Below are 18,796 nucleotides of genomic sequence, written 5' to 3'. Positions count from 1 at the left end.
CGAACGCCGCCGTGGCGACCTTTATCACCCAAAACGGAAAGGAACGATCATGACACCCTTCTTTGGAAATCTTCTCGTTCGCGTGAATGCCGGCTTCCTGGTCCTTGCTTCCGCAGGCGGGCTCGCCACCGACATTGCCGGTTCGTTCTTCGGGCGCGGGGCTGAAGCTGTGCTGCTCAACAACGCGCCCGGCACCGGCATCGGCTTCATCGAGGCGCACGGGCTGGCCCTGATCATCGGCGTGACGCTCTGGCGCATCGCCTACTCCCGCAACTGGCACGCCGTGCTGGCTGCCGTGCATGTGCTGCTCGGAACGGCAAACCTTCTGTTCTGGCAGTTCTTCATCGCTGCCGACGTGCTCGTCGTCGGCTATGTCACAACCGCGGCGCACTGGCTGTTCGTGGTTGCTCACCTGGCGGCGCTGACGGCTTCGACCCGGCTGGCCGCTTCATCCTCCCACTAGAACTGAACACCAACCTCAGGAGGAACGAAAATGCCTGTGAAATCTTTCAGGAAAATGCGCTCGGCCGCTGCGTTGCTCGCCATCGGCCTCGCCGCCGTCGAGATTGTCGGCATGGCCGTGCCGGCCCTGTCGCTGGTCGGTACCGCCGAAGCCCGCATCGGGGCGCCCTGGACACCGCACAGCGCCGCGGGCGTCGCCCGGCGCGCCACGACATGGCGTGTGCTGAGGCACACCACCGCCTGGGTCGCCACGCTGCCGGCAGGCTGCGTTCGCACCAAGGTCAACGGCTTCGACGTCTGGCGCTGCGGCCGGACCTACTACCGTCCCTATCAAGGCCGCTACATCGTGGTCGTCGTCGATTGAGGCGGCTCGGGCACAGCCCAAAGCGCGTCGCGCTGGAACGGATTCGGGCGACGCGCTTTAAGTTTTGTTTTGATATCCCAGAACCGCTGCACGTTCCGGGCGACATACATTTAGCCTAGGGCAAGCCTGACGCCTTCGCAGAGATGCTCGGCATCGGCCGGATTTTCGAACGGCACGCCGTGCAGCGCATAGTCGAGGGGCGAGAAGGAAGCGCCGTCCTCGATGAGGGCGATCTGCCGCCGCGCCTTTTCCCTGTCGCCCATCTGGGCATAGCAGGCGGCCAGCCTCGTCCTGATCCAGGGCGCCGGGCGCGTCGCGAGCTCCAGCGCTTCCGCCGCTTGCCGGTATTCGCCCATCATGTAGAGCGCCAGCGCGCGGTCGAACTGGTACCAGTGCGGATGCAACGGATCGATGCGGATGCCGCGCGCCAGCCAGGTCAGCGCTTCCAGCGGCCGGCCGCGCATGGTGAGCAGCATTCCCATCTGCTCGATGCTGTCGGCGTCATAAGGGTTGAGCTGCAAGGCGATGCGCATGTGATGTTCGGCCGCCTCGTGATCGCGCATATAGAGGCGGATCAGCGACTGCACGCGATGGCCGGTCGGCTGGTCGGGCGACAGGGCCAGCCCTTTGTCGGCAAGGTCGCGCGCATTTTCCAGGACAGCATCGCTGGCGCGTCCGAACTCCCCGTCGAGCGAGCGCGCCAAAGCGAGATAGGAATAGGCAAGCCCGTAATTCGGATCCTTGGCGATCGCCGCCTCGAACAAGGCCTCTGCGCCGCGCTGGTCGGTCTGAGCGGGATCGCGCAGCAGCGCAAAGCCGCGCAGCAGGAGCTCGTAGGCGGCAAGGCTGGTCACCGGCTTGCGCGAGGCCTGCTCGAGGCCGGCGTTGGTGACCCGCGTGACCAGGCGGCTGACGATCTGCTCGACGATGTCGCGCTCGATCGCGAACAGGCCGGCGCCCTGCGACTGGTAGCGGTCGCCCCAGAGCTGGCTGGCGCTCGCGATGTCGACGAGGCTGACGGCCACCACGACATGCTCGCCCTGGCGGCGCAGCGAGCCCTCGACCAGATAGTCTGCGCCGATGCGGGCGCGAATCTGCGGCCATTCGGCGCGGCCGAAAGAGGCGAAGGAAAAACTCGAATTGCGCGCCAGCACCGTCACGGTGCCAAAGCGCGCCACGCCGTTGATGAGATCCTCGGCAAAGCCGTCGACCATCGCCTCGTCGGCCGGATCGCCGCTCTCGTTGCGGAAGCGCACCACCGCCACGATCGGTTGGCTGCTGATCTCGGGCGCCGCTTCGGCTTCCGCGGCAAGCATATAGCCGCGCTTGGAGACGGTGCGCACCATGTCCTCGCCCAGCACCTTGCGGATCTCGCGCACCGACTGGGTGAGCGAATCCTCGGTGACATAGACGCCGGGCCAGACGACATCCATCAGCTCCGACTTCGGCACGACGCGGCCCATATTGCGGGCGAGATGCGAAAGCAGCGCGTAGGCTTTCGGCCGCAGGAACAGCGGCTCGTTGATGCCGCGCAGCGTTCCCTTGGCGAGGTCGAGCGTGAACCCGCCAAACCGGAAGACCTGATCGGCCGTCGCCGTCGTCATCGGGACACCCCTTCCCGCGTGCCGCTAATGCCGAGTCGATCCCACTCAACCCGGCATGCACGTTGCTATTATTGCGCACTGCGCAATTTCGATCAAACTGCCCGTCGGCGCGCCGACTAGTGTGGCCGCGCCAAATGCGAGGAGCCATGAACCCGACCGAGAAAGCGCTGTGGTTTGTCGAAAGCCATCTGCCGGATGCGATTTCGCTCGACGATGTCGCGGCAAGCAGCGGCGTGTCGCGCTTCCATGTGACGCGCGCCTTCGGCGCCGCCACCGGCCGGTCGGTCATGGGCTATATGCGGGCGCGGCGGCTCAGCGAAGCGGCGCGCAAGCTCGCCGGCGGCGCGAGCGACATCCTGGCGGTCGCGCTCGATGCCGGCTACGGCTCGCATGAGGCTTTCACGCGGGCCTTCCGCGACCAGTTCGGCACCACGCCGGAACTGGTGCGCGCTGGAGGCTCGACCCAAAACCTCGACCTCGTGGAGCCCATCCTCATGGACAGTTCGCTTCTCACCGCGCTCGAGCCGCCGCGCTTCGAGACCAGCCGGCCGTTCCTCATCGCCGGGCTCGGCGAGCGCTACAGCTGCGAAACCAGCGCCGGCATCCCAATGCTGTGGCAGCGCTTCGGACCCTATATCGGCAACATTCCCGGCGAGGTGCCCGGCGTCGCCTACGGCGTTTGCACCAATGCCGACGATGCCGGCAATTTCGACTATGTCGCGGGCGTCGAGGTGTCGGAGTTCTCCGATCTGCCGAACGATTTTTACCGGGTTCGAGTGCCGGCGCAGAAATATGCCGTGTTTGCGCATCGCGAGCACATCTCGACCATCCGACGCACGGTCAACACCATCTGGAACAGGTGGCTGCCTGCATCCGGACATGAGATCGCCGACGCCCCGGACTTCGAGCGTTACGGCCCCGAATTCGATCCGCGCAGCGGCAATGGCGGACTGGAGGTCTGGGTGCCGATCAAAGGTTGAGACGCTGCCCCTCTCCTTCTCCCTTGCGGGAGAAGGTCTCGCCGAAGGCGATGGATGAGGAGTGTTCCAGCGGAGTGAGACGCCGGCGTTCCCTGGAACACCCCTCATCCGTCTCGGCGCTGCGCGCCGATCCACCTTCTCCCACAAGGGGAGAAGGAAAAGGCGCTACAGTTCCAAATTCCACGTCTGGCCGACCAAATCCTTGCCGAAGGAATGGTGGCGCTCTTCCTCGGCCAGCTTGAAGCCCGCCGCCTGGTAGATGCGGCGGGCCGAGCCAAGAATGTCGTTCGTCCACAGCGTCAGCGTCTTGTAGCCCTTGGCGCGCGAGAACGCGATGCACTCGTCTACCAGCCGTCGGCCGATGCCGAGGCCGCGCGCCGACGGCTCGACATAGAGCAGCCTGAGCTTCGCCACCTTGGGCGACTTGCGCATGACGAAAACCGAGCCGACCACCTCGCCTTCGCGCTCGGCGATCCAGCTGCGCTCCCATTGCGGAACGAAGTTCTTGACGAACTCGCCGAGGATCTCGGCAACCAGCGCCTCGTAGGTTTCGTCCCAGCCATAGTCCTGCGCGTAGATGAGGCCCTGGCGATGCGTGATCCAGCCGATGTCGCCGACCTGCAGCGGCCGCAGGATATAGGGAACTTTGGGTTGGGGTTTGTCGCCGAGCAGGTCCTGCACCGTGCGCATCGCCTTGACCAGACGCTCCTGGTCGGTCGGCGCCAGGCGATCGAGCAGCGCGCGCACCTGGTCGTGAGAATCCTGGTTGAGCGGCGCGAACGCCTCCCTGCCCGCGGGCGTCAGCGCGGTCGAAGACCGCCGCGCGTCGGCCTCCGTGGCGGCGCGCTCGACCAGGCCGCGCTCCTCGAATTTTTTCAGCAGCCGGCTGACATAGCCGGGGTCGAGATCGAGGTCGCGCACCAGGTCGCTGGCGACCAGCCCGTCGCGATGGGCAAGCTCGTAAAGCACGCGCGCCTCGGTCAGCGAGAAAGGGCTCTTCAGGAGGCCTTCGTCGAGCAGGCCGATCTGGCGGGTGTAGAATCGGTTGAAGGCGCGCACGGCATCGATGCGCTTGTTGCCGGGGTGATCGTGGATGGTCATGGGAATTCCTCCTGTCGCGGACAGGATCGATCATTTAGTTGACTGAGTCAAATAAATTGGTTGTGCCGAACTTCTTTAGGCCGGCGGGACAGAGGGGGCGCGAAGGATCGCGGCGAAGACAGTTGGCGCGCCCGTTTACCCCATCGGCAGCGCCGGCCAGAACTCGACGATGCGCCCACCGGCAAACACCGCGAGCGAGCCGAAATGCTGCAGCACCGCCTCGCTCTGCGTCGGCCGCAGGAAGGCGTAGTCACCGGGCTTCACCTCCGCGCCCGCCGGCAGCCCCATGAACTGCTGGTTGGACGACAGCCCGATCAGGCCGTTCGGCTTCATGCCTTCGGGGAACACTGGTTCGGCCATCCACTTGCCGCCATAGAGATAGCAGGCCCTCTTCGGGAAGAGGCCGAGCGCCTGCAGCGTGCGGGAGATAGCCGCCGGGCCGGGGAGCACCGGATCGAGCGCCTTCAGGATCGGCGTCGCAATGAGAGCGGCCGGCCGGAAGCCGTCGAGGCCGGGCGTGTCGAAGTCTCGGGGCAGCACGAAGGCCGAGCCGATCGACACTTCGTTGGCCACGCCGCCGCCATGCAGCAGCGCCGTCTTGGAACCGCCGATGTTGAGGATGCGGCGCTGGTCCGCGTCGAGGGCCGCGACGAACTCGGCAGCCCTCGCCGAGGCCTTTTTCAGTGCGCCGGCCGCGCCGCCGAACAGCCCGGGAATTTCCGGCGCATGCGCCTCATAGGCCATGATGCCTTCGCAGCGCAGGCCCTTCGGTATGGTCAGCGCCCCGATCTCGGCAGGACCGGAAAAGCCGCCGCGATGCAGACCGACATCGACCTCGAAAGCGAAGCGCAGTTCGGTGCCGAACGCGGCGGCGAGCGCACCGTATTCGGACAGGCGCTCCGGCGTGTCGATCAGCCAGCAGACGCGCGACCACCCGCCGGCGTCGCCCCTAGCCAGCGCCGCTTTCGCCGCACCTACCGGCATCGGCTTGCCATAGAGGAGATCGCCCGCGGGAAAGGCGTCGAGCACCGCCTGCATCACCGGCGGATGGAAGGTCATGAAGCGGCCGGTTTCGAGCGACTTGGAGATATGCGAAAGCAGCGGCAGGCAAGGCAGCGACTTGTCGACGAGGCGCACGGCAAGACCCGGCGCCAGCCTCTGCTTCACCAGCGCGATGTTGGCGTCCAGCCGGTCGCGGTCGAGCACCAGGCAGGGCCGGAAGATTTCGGCGGCCTTGAGCGCCTTCGACAGCTCGGCGAAACAGGCGCTCATTGTTGGATGCCGAACAGGCCGGCCATATAGGGCGACACGAAGCGGTTCTCAGGATCGATGTCGGGGCGCACCGCCATTGCGTCATCCCAGCGCGGATAGAGCTTCTTGAAATCCGCCGCCGTCAAGCTGTGCATCTTCCCCCAATGCGGCCGCCCGCCATATTTGCGGAAGATCGGCTCGGCCGCGCGCATGAAGGGCAGCGGATCGTTCGCCGCGTCGTGATGAATGGCGATCGAGCAGGTCAGCCTCTGGTGGAAGGGCGAGAGCCAGAATTCGTCCGGGGCGACCGAACGCACTTCCATCGGGAAATAGACTTCCGGGAAGTGCTTTTCGGTCAGCGCGATGATCTCGGCCAGCGCCTTGGGACCGTCCTCGTAAGGCAGGTGATACTCCATCTCGTTGAATTTGGTGCGACGGTCGCTGGCGTAGACGTTGAGCCAGTCCTGCACATAATCCTCGGCCGGTACCTTCTTGACCGCACCCTTGATCAGCGCCCGGCGGAGCGCCGGCAGCCGGCGCAGCACGGTGCGCAGCTTGCGCAATGTCGCCAGGCCCTCCTCGTCATCCTCGGTCGGCCGCGGCGAAGGCCGAGCGTCGCTGAGATCGCTGGCGATGAACTGCGCATGGCCGGAGAACGGGATGTAATAAAACTCTGCTGAACGGTGTGCGCCCATCATCGTCTCGAAGTCGCGCAGCATTTCGCCGATCGGCAACACCCATTTGCGGCGCCGCAGCCGGTAGGTCGGGATGTTGTTCATCGTCACTTCGGTGAGCACGCCGAAAGCGCCGAGCGCGACGCCGGTGGCATGGATCATATCCTGGTCGCCCGCCCGGCTGTATTCGCGCAGCTTGCCTTGCCCGTCGACGAACTGCACCGTCTCGAGCTGCGTATGATAGGCGCCGAGCGTCGGGCCGGAACCATGCGTCGCGGTGCCCAGCGCGCCGCCGATCGCTTGCTTGTCGATGTCGCCCATATTGGGCAGGCCCTGGCCGATGTCCTGCAGGATGTGCATCAGCCCGCCAAGCCTTGTGCCTGCCCTCACGCGTGCCCGATTGGCTGCGGCGTCATGCGAAACCAGCCCTTCGATCTTCGCCAGCGAGATGATGGTGCCGTCGGACTGCACCAGCGGCGTGAAGGAATGGCCGGCGCCGGCGACGCGCAGCGGACCGGGCGCGGAACGCACCAGATCGGCCAGCTCGCCGACATCGGCTGGCGTGGCGATCAGCTTCGGCGCGGCGTTCACGAAACCCGACCAGTTGCTCCAGGCGTTTGCCATGGTCACCTCCCGCTCAGGCTGGAACGCGGCGCCCGGCAACCAGCACGAAGACGCCGAGCAGCGCCACGCTGGCCAACGCGCTTGCCGCGGCGAATTCCGGCACCGGCCGGAAATTTTGGCCGTCGATCAGCAGCGAGGCGGCGACCGGGCCGATGGCGAGGCCGAAGAGCTGCGCCGCCGGCACGAGCAGTACCGCATTGCGCGTCTCGTCGGCGGTGATCGCCAGCCGGATCTGATAGGGCACGATAAAGAGCAGGATGAAGCCCATCACCAGCGCCACCGACCAGAAGACCGAAAGCCCGGGGCCGGAAGCGAGCAACACCGAGCTGATCGTCGCGACCGCGCCGATGACGGTGATGGCGAAGCGGTAGTCGATGCGCGCTTCGAAGACGGTGGCGGTCATGGCGCCCATGACCTGCGCGGCGAGGCTTGCCGAGACCATCAGGCCGACGGTGCGGCCGTCTATGCCGAACTCGGCGCCGAGCGGCTCCAGAAATGCCCAGACGGCGCCGAAGAACATGAAGTAGCAGAAGATCGACAGCAGCGCCGTGATCGCCGGCACGGTGAGCACATTGGCAAAATGCTCGTCCTTCGGCAGGTCGGCGTAGTCGTCCGGCACGATCCACGCGACGACGAGCGACAGCAGGCAGACAACGCCAAGCGCGACAAAGCCGCCGACCGAGCCCGCGGTAGGCACGGCATAAAGCGCGAGCAGCAGCGCCAGCGCGCATTGCGCCAAGGTCTGCAGCGTGACGAAATAGCCGCCGATGCGCTCGGCCCGGCGCGAGCGGGCGATCAATTCGGTCGCCACGGCGACCAAGCCACCCTCAGCAAGCCCGGCGAGCGTGCGCGCGCCGATCAGCGCATTAGAGCTCATCGTATAGGCGGTCCAGAAATTGGCGAGCGCCAGCAGCACCAAAAGCGCGGCGCTCTTCCAGCGCATGTTGCGCGCCGGCAAGAGCATCGCCACGATCGCCGAGCCGATGGCGATCGCGATCATCTCGGCGGTGGCGACCAGCGCCAGCTCGTCACCGGTGACATGACCCTCGCTATAGAGCGCGCCGAGCAGCACCGGCTGCAAGCCCAGGATGAGCAGGCCGACCGAGCCGATCCAGAGCGCCGCGGCGAGTTGCAGGCCGGTCGGATTGCCGACCAGCCAGTCGCCATTTTCCGCATGCGCGGCATCGGTTGCAGTCACGAGGCGCCCTCCCTTGCAGCCCGGTGAAAAAGCTGACAAGTTGTCAGCATTCACGAAACTGATACTTGATCAGTTTCCTGTCAACCGAGAATCAACGACTGCCCGCGCGAGATGAGGCAAACAAGGCAAACGGCGACGGAACCCAGACGCAGGCCCAAGCAGGAGCGCAGCCGCGAGCGTATCGACGCGATCCTCGCCACGACCATGCGGCTGATCGGCGAGAAGGGCATCGACGCGGTCACGATGAAGGAAGTCGGCGCGCTGGCCGGCGGACCGATCGCCACGGTCTATCATTATTTTCCAAGCAAGTCGGCGATCCTGGCGATGCTCTACGAGCGATTCTCGGAGGAGAGCCGGGCTCGCTTCGGCGCGATCATCGCCGATATCCGGGGAGTGGATGACGTGACCACTGCCGCCGATCGCCTGCTCGACGATTACTACGGCCGTGTCGCGGCGGATCCGGCGATCCAGGATCTGCAGAACGCGATCCAGGCCGACAAGGCGCTGCAGCATCTCGACATCGCCGAGACGCGGCATCAGGCGCAGATGTTCTGCGACCGTGTGGCGCCGATGCTGAAGCCTAAGCAGCGCGAGGCGTTCGGGCGCGTGGTGTTCCTGATCTTCCAGCTCGCCGGCGGCGTCGTGCGGCTGGCGCTGACGCAGGACGAGGCGGAAGGCCGGCGCACGATCGAGGATTACCGGTCGATCATCCACGCGCAGTTGCGGCTGTTTTTGTAGGCATGCCCTAACGGTCGTCATCCTCGGGCTTGACCCGAGGATCCATGCCGTGACCTCCCTTATAGAGCGCAACGGCGCAGAATTCTGCAATCCTTGCAACGCCTTGGCGTCACGGCATGGATCCTAGGGTCTGCGCGCGTCGCTTCGCTCCTTGCTCCGCCCTAGGATGACGACCGCTGGATACGATCCCCTCCGCGATTGCCAACTTACCCCGCATCCAGCTTCGGCCCCAGGATCCCACCAGCCAATCGACAAACACCCTGACCCGTGGCGACAACTGCCGGCTCGGCGGATAGAGCACCGAGATCGGCGTGGGCGTCGGCGGAAAATCGGGAAGCACTTCGACCAGCCGCCCTGCCTCGAGGTCGTCCGCATATCGGAGCCTTGGCGCCTGGAACAGCCCGAAACCCAGCCGGACCAGCGCAGCACTCGTGTCCGAATTGGCGACCGTGACCCGCGACGGCAGGACGATCTCGCGAACCTTGCCGTCGACGGTGAATTCCAGCGGCATCACCTGCCTCGTGCGCGACGACACGAAGCCGATCATCATGTGGCCAGCCAAGTCGTCCGGCGTGCGCGGCACGCCGTGGCGGTCGAGATAGGCGGGGCTGGCGACGGTGATTTCGCGCGCGATGCCGAGACGCCGCACGATCATGTCGCTGTCGGGAAGCGTGCCGGCCCGGATGACGCAATCGACGCCTTCACGCACGAGGTCGACGAGGCGGTCGCCTTCGCCGATATGCACGGTCAGGCCCGGATATCGGACGAGCAGCGCCGGCAGTTCCGGCAGCAGGAAGGTGCGCGCCATGTGGCCGTTGACGTCGACGCTGAGGCGTCCGCGCACCTCATGCGCGCCGAAGCCGCCCTCGGCATCCTCGATGTCGGCGAGGATGCCGATGCAACGCTGGTAATAGGCTTCACCGTCGAGCGTGGTGGTGACGTGGCGCGTGGTGCGGCGAAGCAACTGCACGCCCAACCGCTCCTCCAACTGCTTGATCGCGGCGGTGGCGCTGGAGCGCGGCAAGCCGAGATCGGCGGCGGCCGCCGTGAAGCTGCGCCGTTCCACGACGCGGGTGAAGAGCCGCATGCTGTCGAACCTGTCCATCGCTGATTGTTCGCAGATCCTGAATAGAGTTGGCAGTCCGAGCCAGATTATATCGGTCATTCGCGCGAGTATATGGATCCCCATCGCCAAAAGGAGATTTGCCATGACCACTCGCCCCATTGCCCTCATCACCGGCGGCAGCCGCGGCCTCGGCCGCAACACCGCGCTCAACCTCGCCCGCAAAGGCGTCGACGTCATCCTCACCTACCGCTCGCGCGCCGACGAGGCGAAGGCGGCGATCGCCGAGATCGAGGCCGCCGGCAGCCGCGCCGCGGCGCTTGAGCTCGACGCCGGCGCCGTTGCCACCTTCCCGGCTTTCGTCGCGGCGTTGACAAAGACGCTCCAGGAAACCTGGCAGCGCGACCGCTTCGATTATCTCGTCAACAATGCCGGCACCGGCCTCCGCAAGCCGATCGCCGAGACCACGGAAGAGGAATTCGACACGCTGATGAACATCCATCTCAAAGGCGTGTTCTTCCTAACCCAGGCGCTGCTGCCGCTGATCAGCGATGGCGGCCGCATCGTCAACGTGTCGAGCGGGCTGGCGCGCTTCTCGGTTCCGGGCTCGGCCGCCTATGCGATGATGAAGGGCGGCATCGAGGTGTTCACGCGCTACCTCGCCAAGGAGCTCAGCCAGCGCCGCATCACCGCCAACACCGTGGCGCCCGGCGCCATCGCCACCGACTTCAACGGCGGCCATGTGCGCGACGACGCCGAGATCAACCGCGTCGTGGCTGGCATGACGGCGCTCGGCCGCGCCGGCGTCGCCGACGATATCGGGCCGATGATCGCCTCGCTGCTGTCGGAGGACAATCGCTGGGTCAACGCCCAGCGCATCGAGGTCTCGGGCGGCATGAATATCTAAGCGTGTTGGCGGATCAACCCTTCGAAGCCGTCGGCAAGATTGGCATTGCCGGCGGCGATGAAGCTCGACAGATTGCGGGCGCGGCCGGGCGTTTTGTTGGCATCGAGCAGCACCGCCCTGCCCTCATGCATGACGAAATCGAACTTTCCGTAGTGGAAGCCGAGCTTGCGCCTTAGCGCGCGAAGCTCGTCCGGTACGGGAACCGCCTCGCGACGGATCGTGTCGTCGCCCTTGACCAGGCTCTGCGGCGAGACGTGGCGTGTGCAGCGCTCGCGCTCGCCGCAGAACAGCCAGAAACGGGCGGCAAAGCCATCCGGCTCAGGCTCGGGAATGAATTTTTCCACAATGAGGTCCTCGCGTCCGAACAGCTCGGCCGGAACGTCGGCGAGCGAGGCATGGATCTGGTATTGGTCGAAAGATTCGACGCCGGGGAAGGGCATCGGCTTGCCGGCGCGCCGCGCGCGCCGATTCAGTTGCTGTTCCGGCGTTCCCCGATGGTTGAGGCTGCTCTTGACGATAACCTGCCCTTTCCAGCCGTCGTCCTTGCCGACGACGGCTCCGCTGATGCGGCGCTTGGAAATGTCGGCGGCGCCGAGATTGAGGCAGAAGGGAAAGGCGCGGGCATACTCGACATAATCGGGCGACGTAACCGTCGCGTCGACATGCAGCACCGCGATATCGGCGGCCGGCTTCGCCGACGTGCCGCTGAGGACCTGCACCGAATGGCCGCGCCTCTTCAGTTCCTCCAGCAGATCGAAGAGCATGTACGGGCTGTCCCGGCGCCATAGCAGCCCGCGCCGGCTTTGGAAGCGGTCGAACTCATGCGTGATGACGGCGATGCGTGCCATTGTTCCCTTGGCCTATCAAGCGTCGTCCACTATTCGATCGGATACAACGCGCTACCGGGCTGGGGTTTGCATGACCGAGCATTGGAATGCAATTCGCAAACATTGGCAGTTGCTCGGCACACCCCTGCGGCCGCCGGCGGAGGTTGTCGAAAGCTACGACCGCGAACTCGACCTTGCCCCGTCGGATGTCGTGATGCTCGGCGTGACACCCGAGCTCGCCGGGCTCGGCGCCACGATGACGGCGGTCGACGAGTCTTCGGACATGATTGCCGGCATCTGGCCGGGCGACACCGATACGCGCAAGGCGGTGCAGGGCGACTGGTTCGATCTGCCGTGCGCCGATGCAAGCGTCGAGGCGCTGATCGGCGACGGATGTCTCTCGGTCATCGGCGATGCCGGCCTCAGGCGCACGCTATTTGCGTCGATCGCACGCGCGCTCAAGTCCGACGGCCGCGCCGGCATCAGGCTTTACGCCTCTCCCGCAACGCCGGACGACCCGAAGGATGTCCGCGCTCTGGCACTAAGCGGCGGCGTCTCGACTTTCCATGAGCTCAAATGGCGCGTGGCCATGACCGCGATCGGCGACGCGCCGGATTACACGATCCCGGTCAAAGCCATCCTCGAACAGTTCGAAAGGGTGTTTCCCGACCGCGAGGAGCTTTCGGCCCGAACCGGATGGGAACTGCCGGTCATCGGAACCATAGACGTCTACCGGAACTCGTCCGCCGTCTACAGTTTCGCCCCCGCGGCAGCGCTCATCGAGGAAGGCCGGACCTTCTTCGAAGATCTCCGGCTGACCTCTAGCGGCACATACGGTCTGGCCGAACGCTGCCCGCTGCTGGTGTTGCGCTCGCCGAAGCGCCTGGACTAAACGAGCTGGATTGCTCGCCCACGCTTCGCGCAGCCACCGCATTTCCGCCCAGCGCTCCGCCTGAGAAAAATTGCGCCATTGCCCCTCCCCGCGCGCCTTGACTCTCGCATGCCATCAGCCTATCTCAGCGCCACGTTAGCACTCGCCTTAGGTGAGTGCTAACTTATATCCGGCGGCCTCGCCGGATGGAGGAACAGTTCTCACCGTTCTCATTCGAGGAAGACAACATGGCAAAGTCCAAGTTCCGCCCGCTTCATGACCGCGTGGTCGTTCGCCGGGTTGAATCCGAATCCAAGACAGCCGGCGGGATCATCATCCCGGATACGGCGAAGGAGAAGCCGCAGGAAGGCGAGATCATCGCCGTTGGCTCCGGCGCTCGCGACGAAAGCGGCAAGCTCGTGCCGCTGGACGTCAAGGCCGGCGACCGCATCCTGTTCGGCAAGTGGTCGGGCACCGAAGTCAAGCTCAATGGCGAAGACCTTCTGATCATGAAGGAATCCGACATCATGGGCATCATCGGCTGATCATCGGCCTCTCTCTATCAACTGAATTTTCGGGCTCTGTCCGAGCCCCTGTCAGGAGCTTACTATGGCTGCAAAAGACGTAAAATTCTCCCGCGACGCCCGTGAGCGCATGCTGCGCGGCGTCAACATCCTCGCCGACGCGGTGAAGGTCACCCTCGGTCCGAAGGGCCGCAATGTCGTCATCGACAAGTCGTTCGGCGCTCCGCGCATCACCAAGGACGGCGTCACCGTCGCCAAAGAGATCGAGCTCGAAGACAAGTTCGAGAACATGGGCGCGCAGATGGTTCGCGAGGTCGCCTCGAAGACCAACGACATCGCCGGCGACGGCACGACCACCGCGACCGTTCTCGCCCAGGCGATCGTCCAGGAAGGCAACAAGGCTGTTGCCGCCGGCATGAACCCGATGGACCTGAAGCGCGGCATCGACCTCGCCGTCACCGAAGTCGTCACCGCTCTCGGCAAGGCCGCCAAGAAGATCAAGACTTCGGAAGAAGTCGCCCAGGTCGGCACGATCTCGGCCAATGGCGACGAGTCGGTCGGCAAGATGATCGCGGAAGCGATGCAGAAGGTCGGCAACGAAGGCGTCATCACCGTCGAGGAAGCCAAGACCGCCGAGACCGAGCTGGAAGTCGTCGAAGGCATGCAGTTCGACCGCGGCTATCTCTCGCCCTACTTCGTCACCAACGCCGACAAGATGGTCGCCGATCTGGAAGACGCCTACATCCTGCTGCACGAGAAGAAGCTCTCCAACCTGCAGGCCATGCTGCCGGTCCTGGAAGCGGTCGTTCAGACCTCGAAGCCGCTGCTCATCATCTCGGAAGACGTCGAAGGCGAGGCTCTGGCCACGCTGGTCGTCAATAAGCTGCGCGGCGGCCTGAAGATCGCCGCCGTCAAGGCTCCGGGCTTCGGCGACCGCCGCAAGGCCATGCTCGAAGACATCGCTATCCTGACCGGTGGCCAGGTCATCTCGGAAGACCTCGGCATCAAGCTCGAGAATGTCGGCCTCAACATGCTCGGCCGCGCTAAGAAGGTGTCGATCTCCAAGGAGAACACCACCATCGTCGACGGCGCCGGCAAGAAGGCCGAGATCCAGGGCCGCGTCGCCCAGATCAAGCAGCAGATCGAGGAGACCACCTCGGACTACGACAAGGAGAAGCTGCAGGAACGTCTGGCGAAGCTCGCGGGCGGCGTCGCGGTGATCCGCGTCGGCGGCGCGACGGAAGTCGAGGTCAAGGAAAAGAAGGACCGCGTTGACGACGCTCTGAACGCGACCCGCGCGGCCGTTGAAGAAGGCATCGTCGCCGGCGGCGGCGTCGCGCTGCTGCGCGCTTCGGCCAACCTCAAGGCAACCGGCGTCAACTCCGACCAGGCTGCCGGCATCAACATCGTGCGCCGCGCGCTGCAGTCTCCGGCTCGCCAGATCGCGGCCAATGCTGGTGCGGAAGCCTCGATCGTTGCCGGCAAGATCCTCGAGAACAAGGGCGCGACCTTCGGCTTCAACGCCCAGACGGGCGAATATGGCGACATGATCGCCATGGGCATCGTCGACCCGGTCAAGGTCGTCCGCACCGCTCTCCAGGACGCGGCCTCGGTCGCCGGCCTGCTGGTCACCACCGAAGCCATGATCGCCGAGGCTCCGAAGAAGGAAGCCGCCGGCGGTATGCCGGGCGGCATGCCTGGCGGCGGCATGGGCGGCATGGGCGGCATGGACTTCTAATTGACGAATGATCCCGAAAAGTTGCAGACTTTTCGGACAAGATCATTCGCAACCAAAAGTCCATAAAGCACGCCCATCATTTAACATTGCTCAAGCCCGCAAGCGGGCTTGAGTGGCGGCATGGACTTCTAATTGACGAATGATCCCGAAAAGTTGCAGACTTTTCGGACAAGATCATTCGCAACCAGAACTCCATAAAGCACGCCCATCAACTAACATTGCTCAAGCCCGCAAGCGGGCTTGAGTGGCGGCATGGACTTCTAAGAAGTCCGGTCCCATAGCGAATATGGAAAGGGCGGCAGACATGTCGCCCTTTTTGTTTTGGCATGCGGGCAGCCGGTCCAAAAGCAGACAAGACCTCTATACTGTTGCGATTGGCGAAGGCCTGCGCAACAGCTGATCTCCCCTCTTGAGGGGGAGATGCCCGGCAGGGCAGAGGGGGTCCCGCGCATAAGGCTCCGGCGACGACTCCCGTGCAACGAAGGCGCTGGCGCTCCAACGCGCGGCGACCCCCTCTGTCGCCTTCGGCGACATCTCCCCCTCAAGGAGGGAGATCAGCAGCGCCAGCGCCAGCGCTCGGCCATCCCTGCGTCAACCTGATCCGCGTCGCGGACGGGCGATAGTCGAGGCGATGGGCTATATCACGGTTCGCTTACCGATCCGCCAGCGCCAGCTTGGCCCCCAGCATGACGAAGGCGCCGGCGAAGGTGCGGCGCATCCAGGTCAGCACCATCGGCCGCGACACGACATGGCTGCGCACCGAAGCCGCGAACACGCCGTAGACGACGAAGACAAGGAAGGTCATCAGCATGAAGACGCCGGACAGCTCCAGCATCTTGGCGAAAGCGTGCGGCTCGGTGGTGCTGACGAATTGCGGCAGGAAGGCGAAGAAGAAGATCGACAGTTTTGGGTTCAAGATGTTGATCAGGATGCCGGAGGTGATCACCTTTCGGGCAGAGCGTGGCGCGACGTTCTGATCGAGAGCAAGACCGCCCTTCTCCTTCAGCGTGTTCCAGGCCATGTAGAGCAGATAGGCGACGCCGAGATATTTCAGCGTCTCGAAGGCGACGGCGCTTGTGTGCAGCACCGCGGCAAGGCCGGTGATGGCCGCCGCCATGTGCGGGATGATGCCCAGCGTGCAGCCGAAAGCGGCGATGATCGCGGCGCGAGCGCCGCGCGAGAGGCCGGCGCTCAGCGTGTAGAGAACGCCGGTGCCGGGCGAAGCGACGATAATCAGCGACGTCAACAGGAATTCGATGCTCACGGTTTCCTCCACGGCCTGCCCGGCGCGGAAGTTATCGGGAGGTGTGGAGGTGGGCAAGCGGGGGAAGAGAGTAATCTCCCCCTTGTGGTCCCCCGCGAGGAGATGCCGCCGAAGGCGACAGAGGGGGCTCGCCTCGTGTAGAGCGCGGCCTTTTCCCGACGCGATCACGTTGGCGATTTATGTGAGACCGACCCCCTCTGACCGCTTCGCGGCCATCTCCCCCTCGAGGGGGGAGATCACGCTCTCCACCGCCAGCCCATGGGCGGCCCTTGCCATCAGGCAGTCGTCGCCGCCGGGCATGCAGGCGCGGCAGACATGCGGGCGGGCTTCGTAAATCGCGCAGGCCGTCTGCTTGCCCACCTCGCCGTGAAGCGCGGCGCAGCGGCCGTCCTCGCAGCGCATGCCTGACAGGTCGGTCGCGACCAGCTCGTCGGGGATGCGGTCGAGCTCGGCATCCTCTTCGGTCGAAAAGCGCGGCCAGTCCGCCGAATAGGCGCAGCAGGCGCCGCAGCTCTGGCAGTCGAAGGCGGCTGATACGTCAAGCAGGGTCGGGAAGGGTCGATCGTGCGGCAAGGCGATCCTCATGCTGGCAAGGCCCTTTAGCACGGAGCCGGGAAATGCGCCGCATCCGGCCGGGCAAAAAATTTTGTTTTGCCGGGAACCCTTTTGCCGGCTGGCGGTTTTGTCCCTGTTGTCGGCAGTTCACGAGTATCGAGAAAAGCTGATGACAAAAGACGCCTCCCGCGCCCTGAAAAAGCGCGAGAGGCGTTTTTCCATTCGCCTTACATGATCGTGCTCATCATCGGCAGGATTTCATAGCGGAAGCCGCGGCCGGAAAGCGCCACCGGGTCGCCTTCGGTCACGGCCTTGGCCTCGGCTTCCGTGCCGACCTGCAGGATCAGGAGCCCCCACGGTCCGGCTGGATCGGCGACTGGGCCGGCAATCATCATTCTGCCTTCACGAAGCAGGCCGCGCAGATAGTCGGCATGCGCATTCATCAGCGCCCTCTCCTCCTCCGTCAGGGTGAAGGCGAAATCCGGACGCGGCGGGATCAGCCGGCAATGGAAGACCGAAGGCGACCTGGCATCGGTCTCCTTGGCAAGGAATTCGTCCAACCAGCCCAGCACGCGCTCCCAACCGGAACCGTGATCGCGGCAGGAGTCGCGGCGCGATCCGAAGCCGTCATGGCGCAGCGTCAGCCGGGTGCCGTTCTCGACGGCTTCGAGCGTATAGGTGACGGTGGTGAGGTTATCGCCGTCCCAAGGCGCCTTCCAGGTCATCACCAGGCGATGCGGCGGCTCGACCTCGAGATACTCGCCGGCGACATGGAAGTCCTGCCCGTCCGCACCCTTGCCTTCCGAGCGCCAGGCGCCGCCCGGCCGGACATCGGCCGTGTGCTTCGTCGTCCGGTACATGTTGTCGGCGCCCCACCAGAGCGGGATCTGGTCCTCAGCGGTAATGGCGCGGAAGACGCGCTCCGGCGGCACGGCGATCGTCACCGTGGCAAGGATGGTACCGGCGGAAATGTCGGCGATCGCGCGCGGCTTGTCTTGGATGGCCATCATTCATTCTCCAGGTAGGATTTGAGATTGCCGAGGCTGTGCTGCCAGAAGTCTCGGTAAGGCAGGATCCAGTCGGCGACATCCTTCAATTCCACCGGCTCCAGCCGGTAGACTCGCTCGCGGCCCTGCCGCTGCTCGGAAACGACGTTGAGCTCGCGCAGTATCCTCAGATGCTTGGAAATGGCCGGCCGACTCTGCGAGAAGGCGGACGCCAGTTCGTTGACCGGCGCGGGGCCCTGCCGCAGCCGGTCGAGGATGGCGCGCCGCGTCGGATCGGCGATGGCGCGGAAGACGGAACGGTCGCGCTCAGCCTGCGGCATAATGCGTATCCATTTGGTTACATATTATGCCGAATTCGGTCGCCGGTCAATTATCCTCGACCGGTGTGCTTTGGCGCAACGGAACCGCGAAGCACTCCGGCCCGTTTCTCCTCGCGAATTGGATCTCCGGGAGATGCGGAGATGGTGAACATGGACCAAATAGTGGGCTTGGCGAAGCAGATCAAAGGTTCGATCCGGCAAGCCATAGGCAAGGCCACCGGCAACCGGCCGATGGAAATCAGGGGCATGGCGGACAAGTCGGCAGGCCAGGTGCAGAAGGCCTGTGGGGACATGAAAGCCATGCTCAAAAAGGCGATGTGACCAGCAGTCCCCGCGGTCAGATCTGAAACGCCCGGCACGGGCTGCCTGTCATGCCCAGGCTGCACGGAACTCAAGCATTGCCCGTTCGTTGTCGTGGCGGATGCGGTTGGCGCATCCCGCTCCTATTCCAGGCCCAGGAGATGCGGATATGGTGAACAGGCATCAAGTTGCCGGCATCGCCAAGCAGGTAAAAGGCAGGCTGAAGCAGGCGGCCGGCAAGGCCACCGGCAGCCGGCGATTGCAGGTGGAAGGCATGTCCGAAAGAATCGCCGGCAGGGTGCGCCAAGCCTACGGCGACGTGAAGGACAAGGCTCGCAAGGCGCTCTGATCCTAGCCGCGAGGGCAATGGCCGACCCGCGCGCCGGCCTGTTCGTCGTTTGAGCGCCGACTGTCCAAGACCAGA

The 18,796-nt window shown here is 64.9% G+C and carries 22 protein-coding genes; 11 read left to right on the top strand and 11 right to left on the bottom strand.

Translation table 11 applies throughout. The features are described from left to right. Nucleotides 1–49: 49 nt before the first annotated feature. Nucleotides 50–463 (top strand): hypothetical protein, encoded by a 414-nt coding sequence (locus tag CK218_RS23925; protein WP_095829100.1) that lies wholly within the window; start codon nucleotides 50–52, stop codon nucleotides 461–463. Nucleotides 464–493: 30 nt separating this feature from the next. After that, nucleotides 494–826, top strand: coding sequence for a hypothetical protein (locus tag CK218_RS23920; RefSeq protein WP_066996527.1), 333 nt, complete (start codon nucleotides 494–496; stop codon nucleotides 824–826). Between the two features lie 110 nt (nucleotides 827–936). Here the strand turns inward: CK218_RS23920 and CK218_RS23915 are convergent, their stop codons facing one another. Further along, on the bottom strand, nucleotides 937–2,430 hold the full coding sequence (locus CK218_RS23915; protein ID WP_095829099.1) for a winged helix-turn-helix domain-containing protein: 1,494 nt from the start codon (nucleotides 2,428–2,430) through the stop codon (nucleotides 937–939). Between the two features lie 146 nt (nucleotides 2,431–2,576). Between CK218_RS23915 and CK218_RS23910 the strand changes: the two genes are divergently transcribed. After that, nucleotides 2,577–3,410, top strand: coding sequence for an AraC family transcriptional regulator (locus CK218_RS23910; protein WP_095829098.1), 834 nt, complete (start codon nucleotides 2,577–2,579; stop codon nucleotides 3,408–3,410). A 165-nt stretch (nucleotides 3,411–3,575) separates the two neighbouring features. Here CK218_RS23910 and CK218_RS23905 read toward each other — a convergent pair whose 3' ends face one another. The 4 genes from CK218_RS23905 to CK218_RS23890 form a co-directional block, all read right to left on the bottom strand. Then, a complete protein-coding gene (locus CK218_RS23905) occupies nucleotides 3,576–4,511 on the bottom strand; it encodes a bifunctional helix-turn-helix transcriptional regulator/GNAT family N-acetyltransferase (RefSeq protein WP_095829097.1) in 936 nt (311 codons plus the stop codon). Between the two features lie 135 nt (nucleotides 4,512–4,646). Continuing rightward, nucleotides 4,647–5,783, bottom strand: coding sequence for an alanine racemase (locus CK218_RS23900; RefSeq protein WP_095829096.1), 1,137 nt, complete (start codon nucleotides 5,781–5,783; stop codon nucleotides 4,647–4,649). After that, entirely contained in the window at nucleotides 5,780–7,060 is a 1,281-nt protein-coding gene (locus tag CK218_RS23895) for a D-arabinono-1,4-lactone oxidase (RefSeq protein WP_095829126.1), read from the bottom strand. Before CK218_RS23895 ends, CK218_RS23900 begins: the two co-directional genes overlap by 4 nt. A gap of 13 nt (nucleotides 7,061–7,073) precedes the next feature. Beyond that, on the bottom strand, nucleotides 7,074–8,258 hold the full coding sequence (locus CK218_RS23890; protein WP_095829095.1) for an MFS transporter: 1,185 nt from the start codon (nucleotides 8,256–8,258) through the stop codon (nucleotides 7,074–7,076). Nucleotides 8,259–8,369: 111 nt separating this feature from the next. Between CK218_RS23890 and CK218_RS23885 the strand changes: the two genes are divergently transcribed. Then, nucleotides 8,370–8,996: a TetR/AcrR family transcriptional regulator gene (locus CK218_RS23885; RefSeq protein WP_095829094.1), complete on the top strand. Its 627-nt coding sequence runs from the start codon at nucleotides 8,370–8,372 to the stop codon at nucleotides 8,994–8,996. A gap of 109 nt (nucleotides 8,997–9,105) precedes the next feature. Here the strand turns inward: CK218_RS23885 and CK218_RS23880 are convergent, their stop codons facing one another. Next, nucleotides 9,106–10,101 (bottom strand): LysR family transcriptional regulator, encoded by a 996-nt coding sequence (locus CK218_RS23880; RefSeq protein ID WP_095829093.1) that lies wholly within the window; start codon nucleotides 10,099–10,101, stop codon nucleotides 9,106–9,108. Nucleotides 10,102–10,204: 103 nt separating this feature from the next. On the opposite strand from CK218_RS23880, the gene CK218_RS23875 reads away from it, so the two are divergent. Next, a complete protein-coding gene (locus CK218_RS23875) occupies nucleotides 10,205–10,966 on the top strand; it encodes an SDR family oxidoreductase (protein WP_095829092.1) in 762 nt (253 codons plus the stop codon). On the opposite strand, the gene CK218_RS23870 is transcribed toward CK218_RS23875, so the two are convergent. Next, on the bottom strand, nucleotides 10,963–11,814 hold the full coding sequence (locus CK218_RS23870) for a hypothetical protein (protein WP_095829091.1): 852 nt from the start codon (nucleotides 11,812–11,814) through the stop codon (nucleotides 10,963–10,965). The genes CK218_RS23875 and CK218_RS23870 overlap by 4 nt on opposite strands. 70 nt (nucleotides 11,815–11,884) lie before the next feature. On the opposite strand from CK218_RS23870, the gene CK218_RS23865 reads away from it, so the two are divergent. From CK218_RS23865 to groL, 3 genes are all read left to right on the top strand, one after another. Continuing rightward, nucleotides 11,885–12,685 (top strand): class I SAM-dependent methyltransferase, encoded by an 801-nt coding sequence (locus CK218_RS23865; RefSeq protein WP_095829090.1) that lies wholly within the window; start codon nucleotides 11,885–11,887, stop codon nucleotides 12,683–12,685. A gap of 227 nt (nucleotides 12,686–12,912) precedes the next feature. After that, complete coding sequence (gene groES / locus CK218_RS23860; protein WP_010915433.1) at nucleotides 12,913–13,209, top strand: co-chaperone GroES; 297 nt, start codon at nucleotides 12,913–12,915, stop codon at nucleotides 13,207–13,209. 64 nt (nucleotides 13,210–13,273) lie between these two features. Continuing rightward, nucleotides 13,274–14,926: a chaperonin GroEL gene (gene groL, locus CK218_RS23855; protein WP_095778348.1), complete on the top strand. Its 1,653-nt coding sequence runs from the start codon at nucleotides 13,274–13,276 to the stop codon at nucleotides 14,924–14,926. Nucleotides 14,927–15,578: 652 nt separating this feature from the next. On the opposite strand, the gene CK218_RS23850 is transcribed toward groL, so the two are convergent. Both CK218_RS23850 and CK218_RS23845 read right to left on the bottom strand, forming a co-directional pair. Continuing rightward, on the bottom strand, nucleotides 15,579–16,190 hold the full coding sequence (locus CK218_RS23850) for a LysE family translocator (RefSeq protein WP_067001143.1): 612 nt from the start codon (nucleotides 16,188–16,190) through the stop codon (nucleotides 15,579–15,581). A gap of 177 nt (nucleotides 16,191–16,367) precedes the next feature. Continuing rightward, nucleotides 16,368–16,775 (bottom strand): YkgJ family cysteine cluster protein, encoded by a 408-nt coding sequence (locus CK218_RS23845; RefSeq protein WP_095829089.1) that lies wholly within the window; start codon nucleotides 16,773–16,775, stop codon nucleotides 16,368–16,370. On the opposite strand from CK218_RS23845, the gene CK218_RS30335 reads away from it, so the two are divergent. Then, nucleotides 16,774–16,980, top strand: coding sequence for a hypothetical protein (locus CK218_RS30335; protein ID WP_143749693.1), 207 nt, complete (start codon nucleotides 16,774–16,776; stop codon nucleotides 16,978–16,980). The two genes, CK218_RS23845 and CK218_RS30335, sit on opposite strands and share 2 nt — an antisense overlap. Here the strand turns inward: CK218_RS30335 and CK218_RS23840 are convergent. Together CK218_RS23840 and CK218_RS23835 are read right to left on the bottom strand one after the other, a co-directional pair. Beyond that, nucleotides 16,973–17,755 carry an SRPBCC domain-containing protein gene (locus tag CK218_RS23840; RefSeq protein ID WP_245435168.1) on the bottom strand — a complete coding sequence of 261 codons (783 nt, stop codon included), beginning with the start codon at nucleotides 17,753–17,755 and terminating at the stop codon, nucleotides 16,973–16,975. The two genes, CK218_RS30335 and CK218_RS23840, sit on opposite strands and share 8 nt — an antisense overlap. After that, nucleotides 17,752–18,072, bottom strand: a complete 321-nt coding sequence (locus CK218_RS23835) for a metalloregulator ArsR/SmtB family transcription factor (protein WP_095829088.1) — start codon at nucleotides 18,070–18,072, stop codon at nucleotides 17,752–17,754. The genes CK218_RS23840 and CK218_RS23835 overlap by 4 nt, the downstream gene beginning before the upstream one ends. A 141-nt stretch (nucleotides 18,073–18,213) precedes the next feature. On the opposite strand from CK218_RS23835, the gene CK218_RS23830 reads away from it, so the two are divergent. Next, nucleotides 18,214–18,393 carry a CsbD family protein gene (locus CK218_RS23830; RefSeq protein ID WP_082953881.1) on the top strand — a complete coding sequence of 60 codons (180 nt, stop codon included), beginning with the start codon at nucleotides 18,214–18,216 and terminating at the stop codon, nucleotides 18,391–18,393. A gap of 148 nt (nucleotides 18,394–18,541) precedes the next feature. Continuing rightward, entirely contained in the window at nucleotides 18,542–18,721 is a 180-nt protein-coding gene (locus CK218_RS23825) for a CsbD family protein (RefSeq protein WP_082980650.1), read from the top strand. The last annotated feature ends 75 nt before the right edge of the window (nucleotides 18,722–18,796 follow it).

Source organism: Mesorhizobium sp. WSM3879, from assembly GCF_002294915.1.
Classification (GTDB): Bacteria; Pseudomonadota; Alphaproteobacteria; order Rhizobiales; family Rhizobiaceae; genus Mesorhizobium.
Note: the sequence above shows the minus strand (reverse complement) of the source record. Positions and strands in the feature narration are given on the sequence as shown.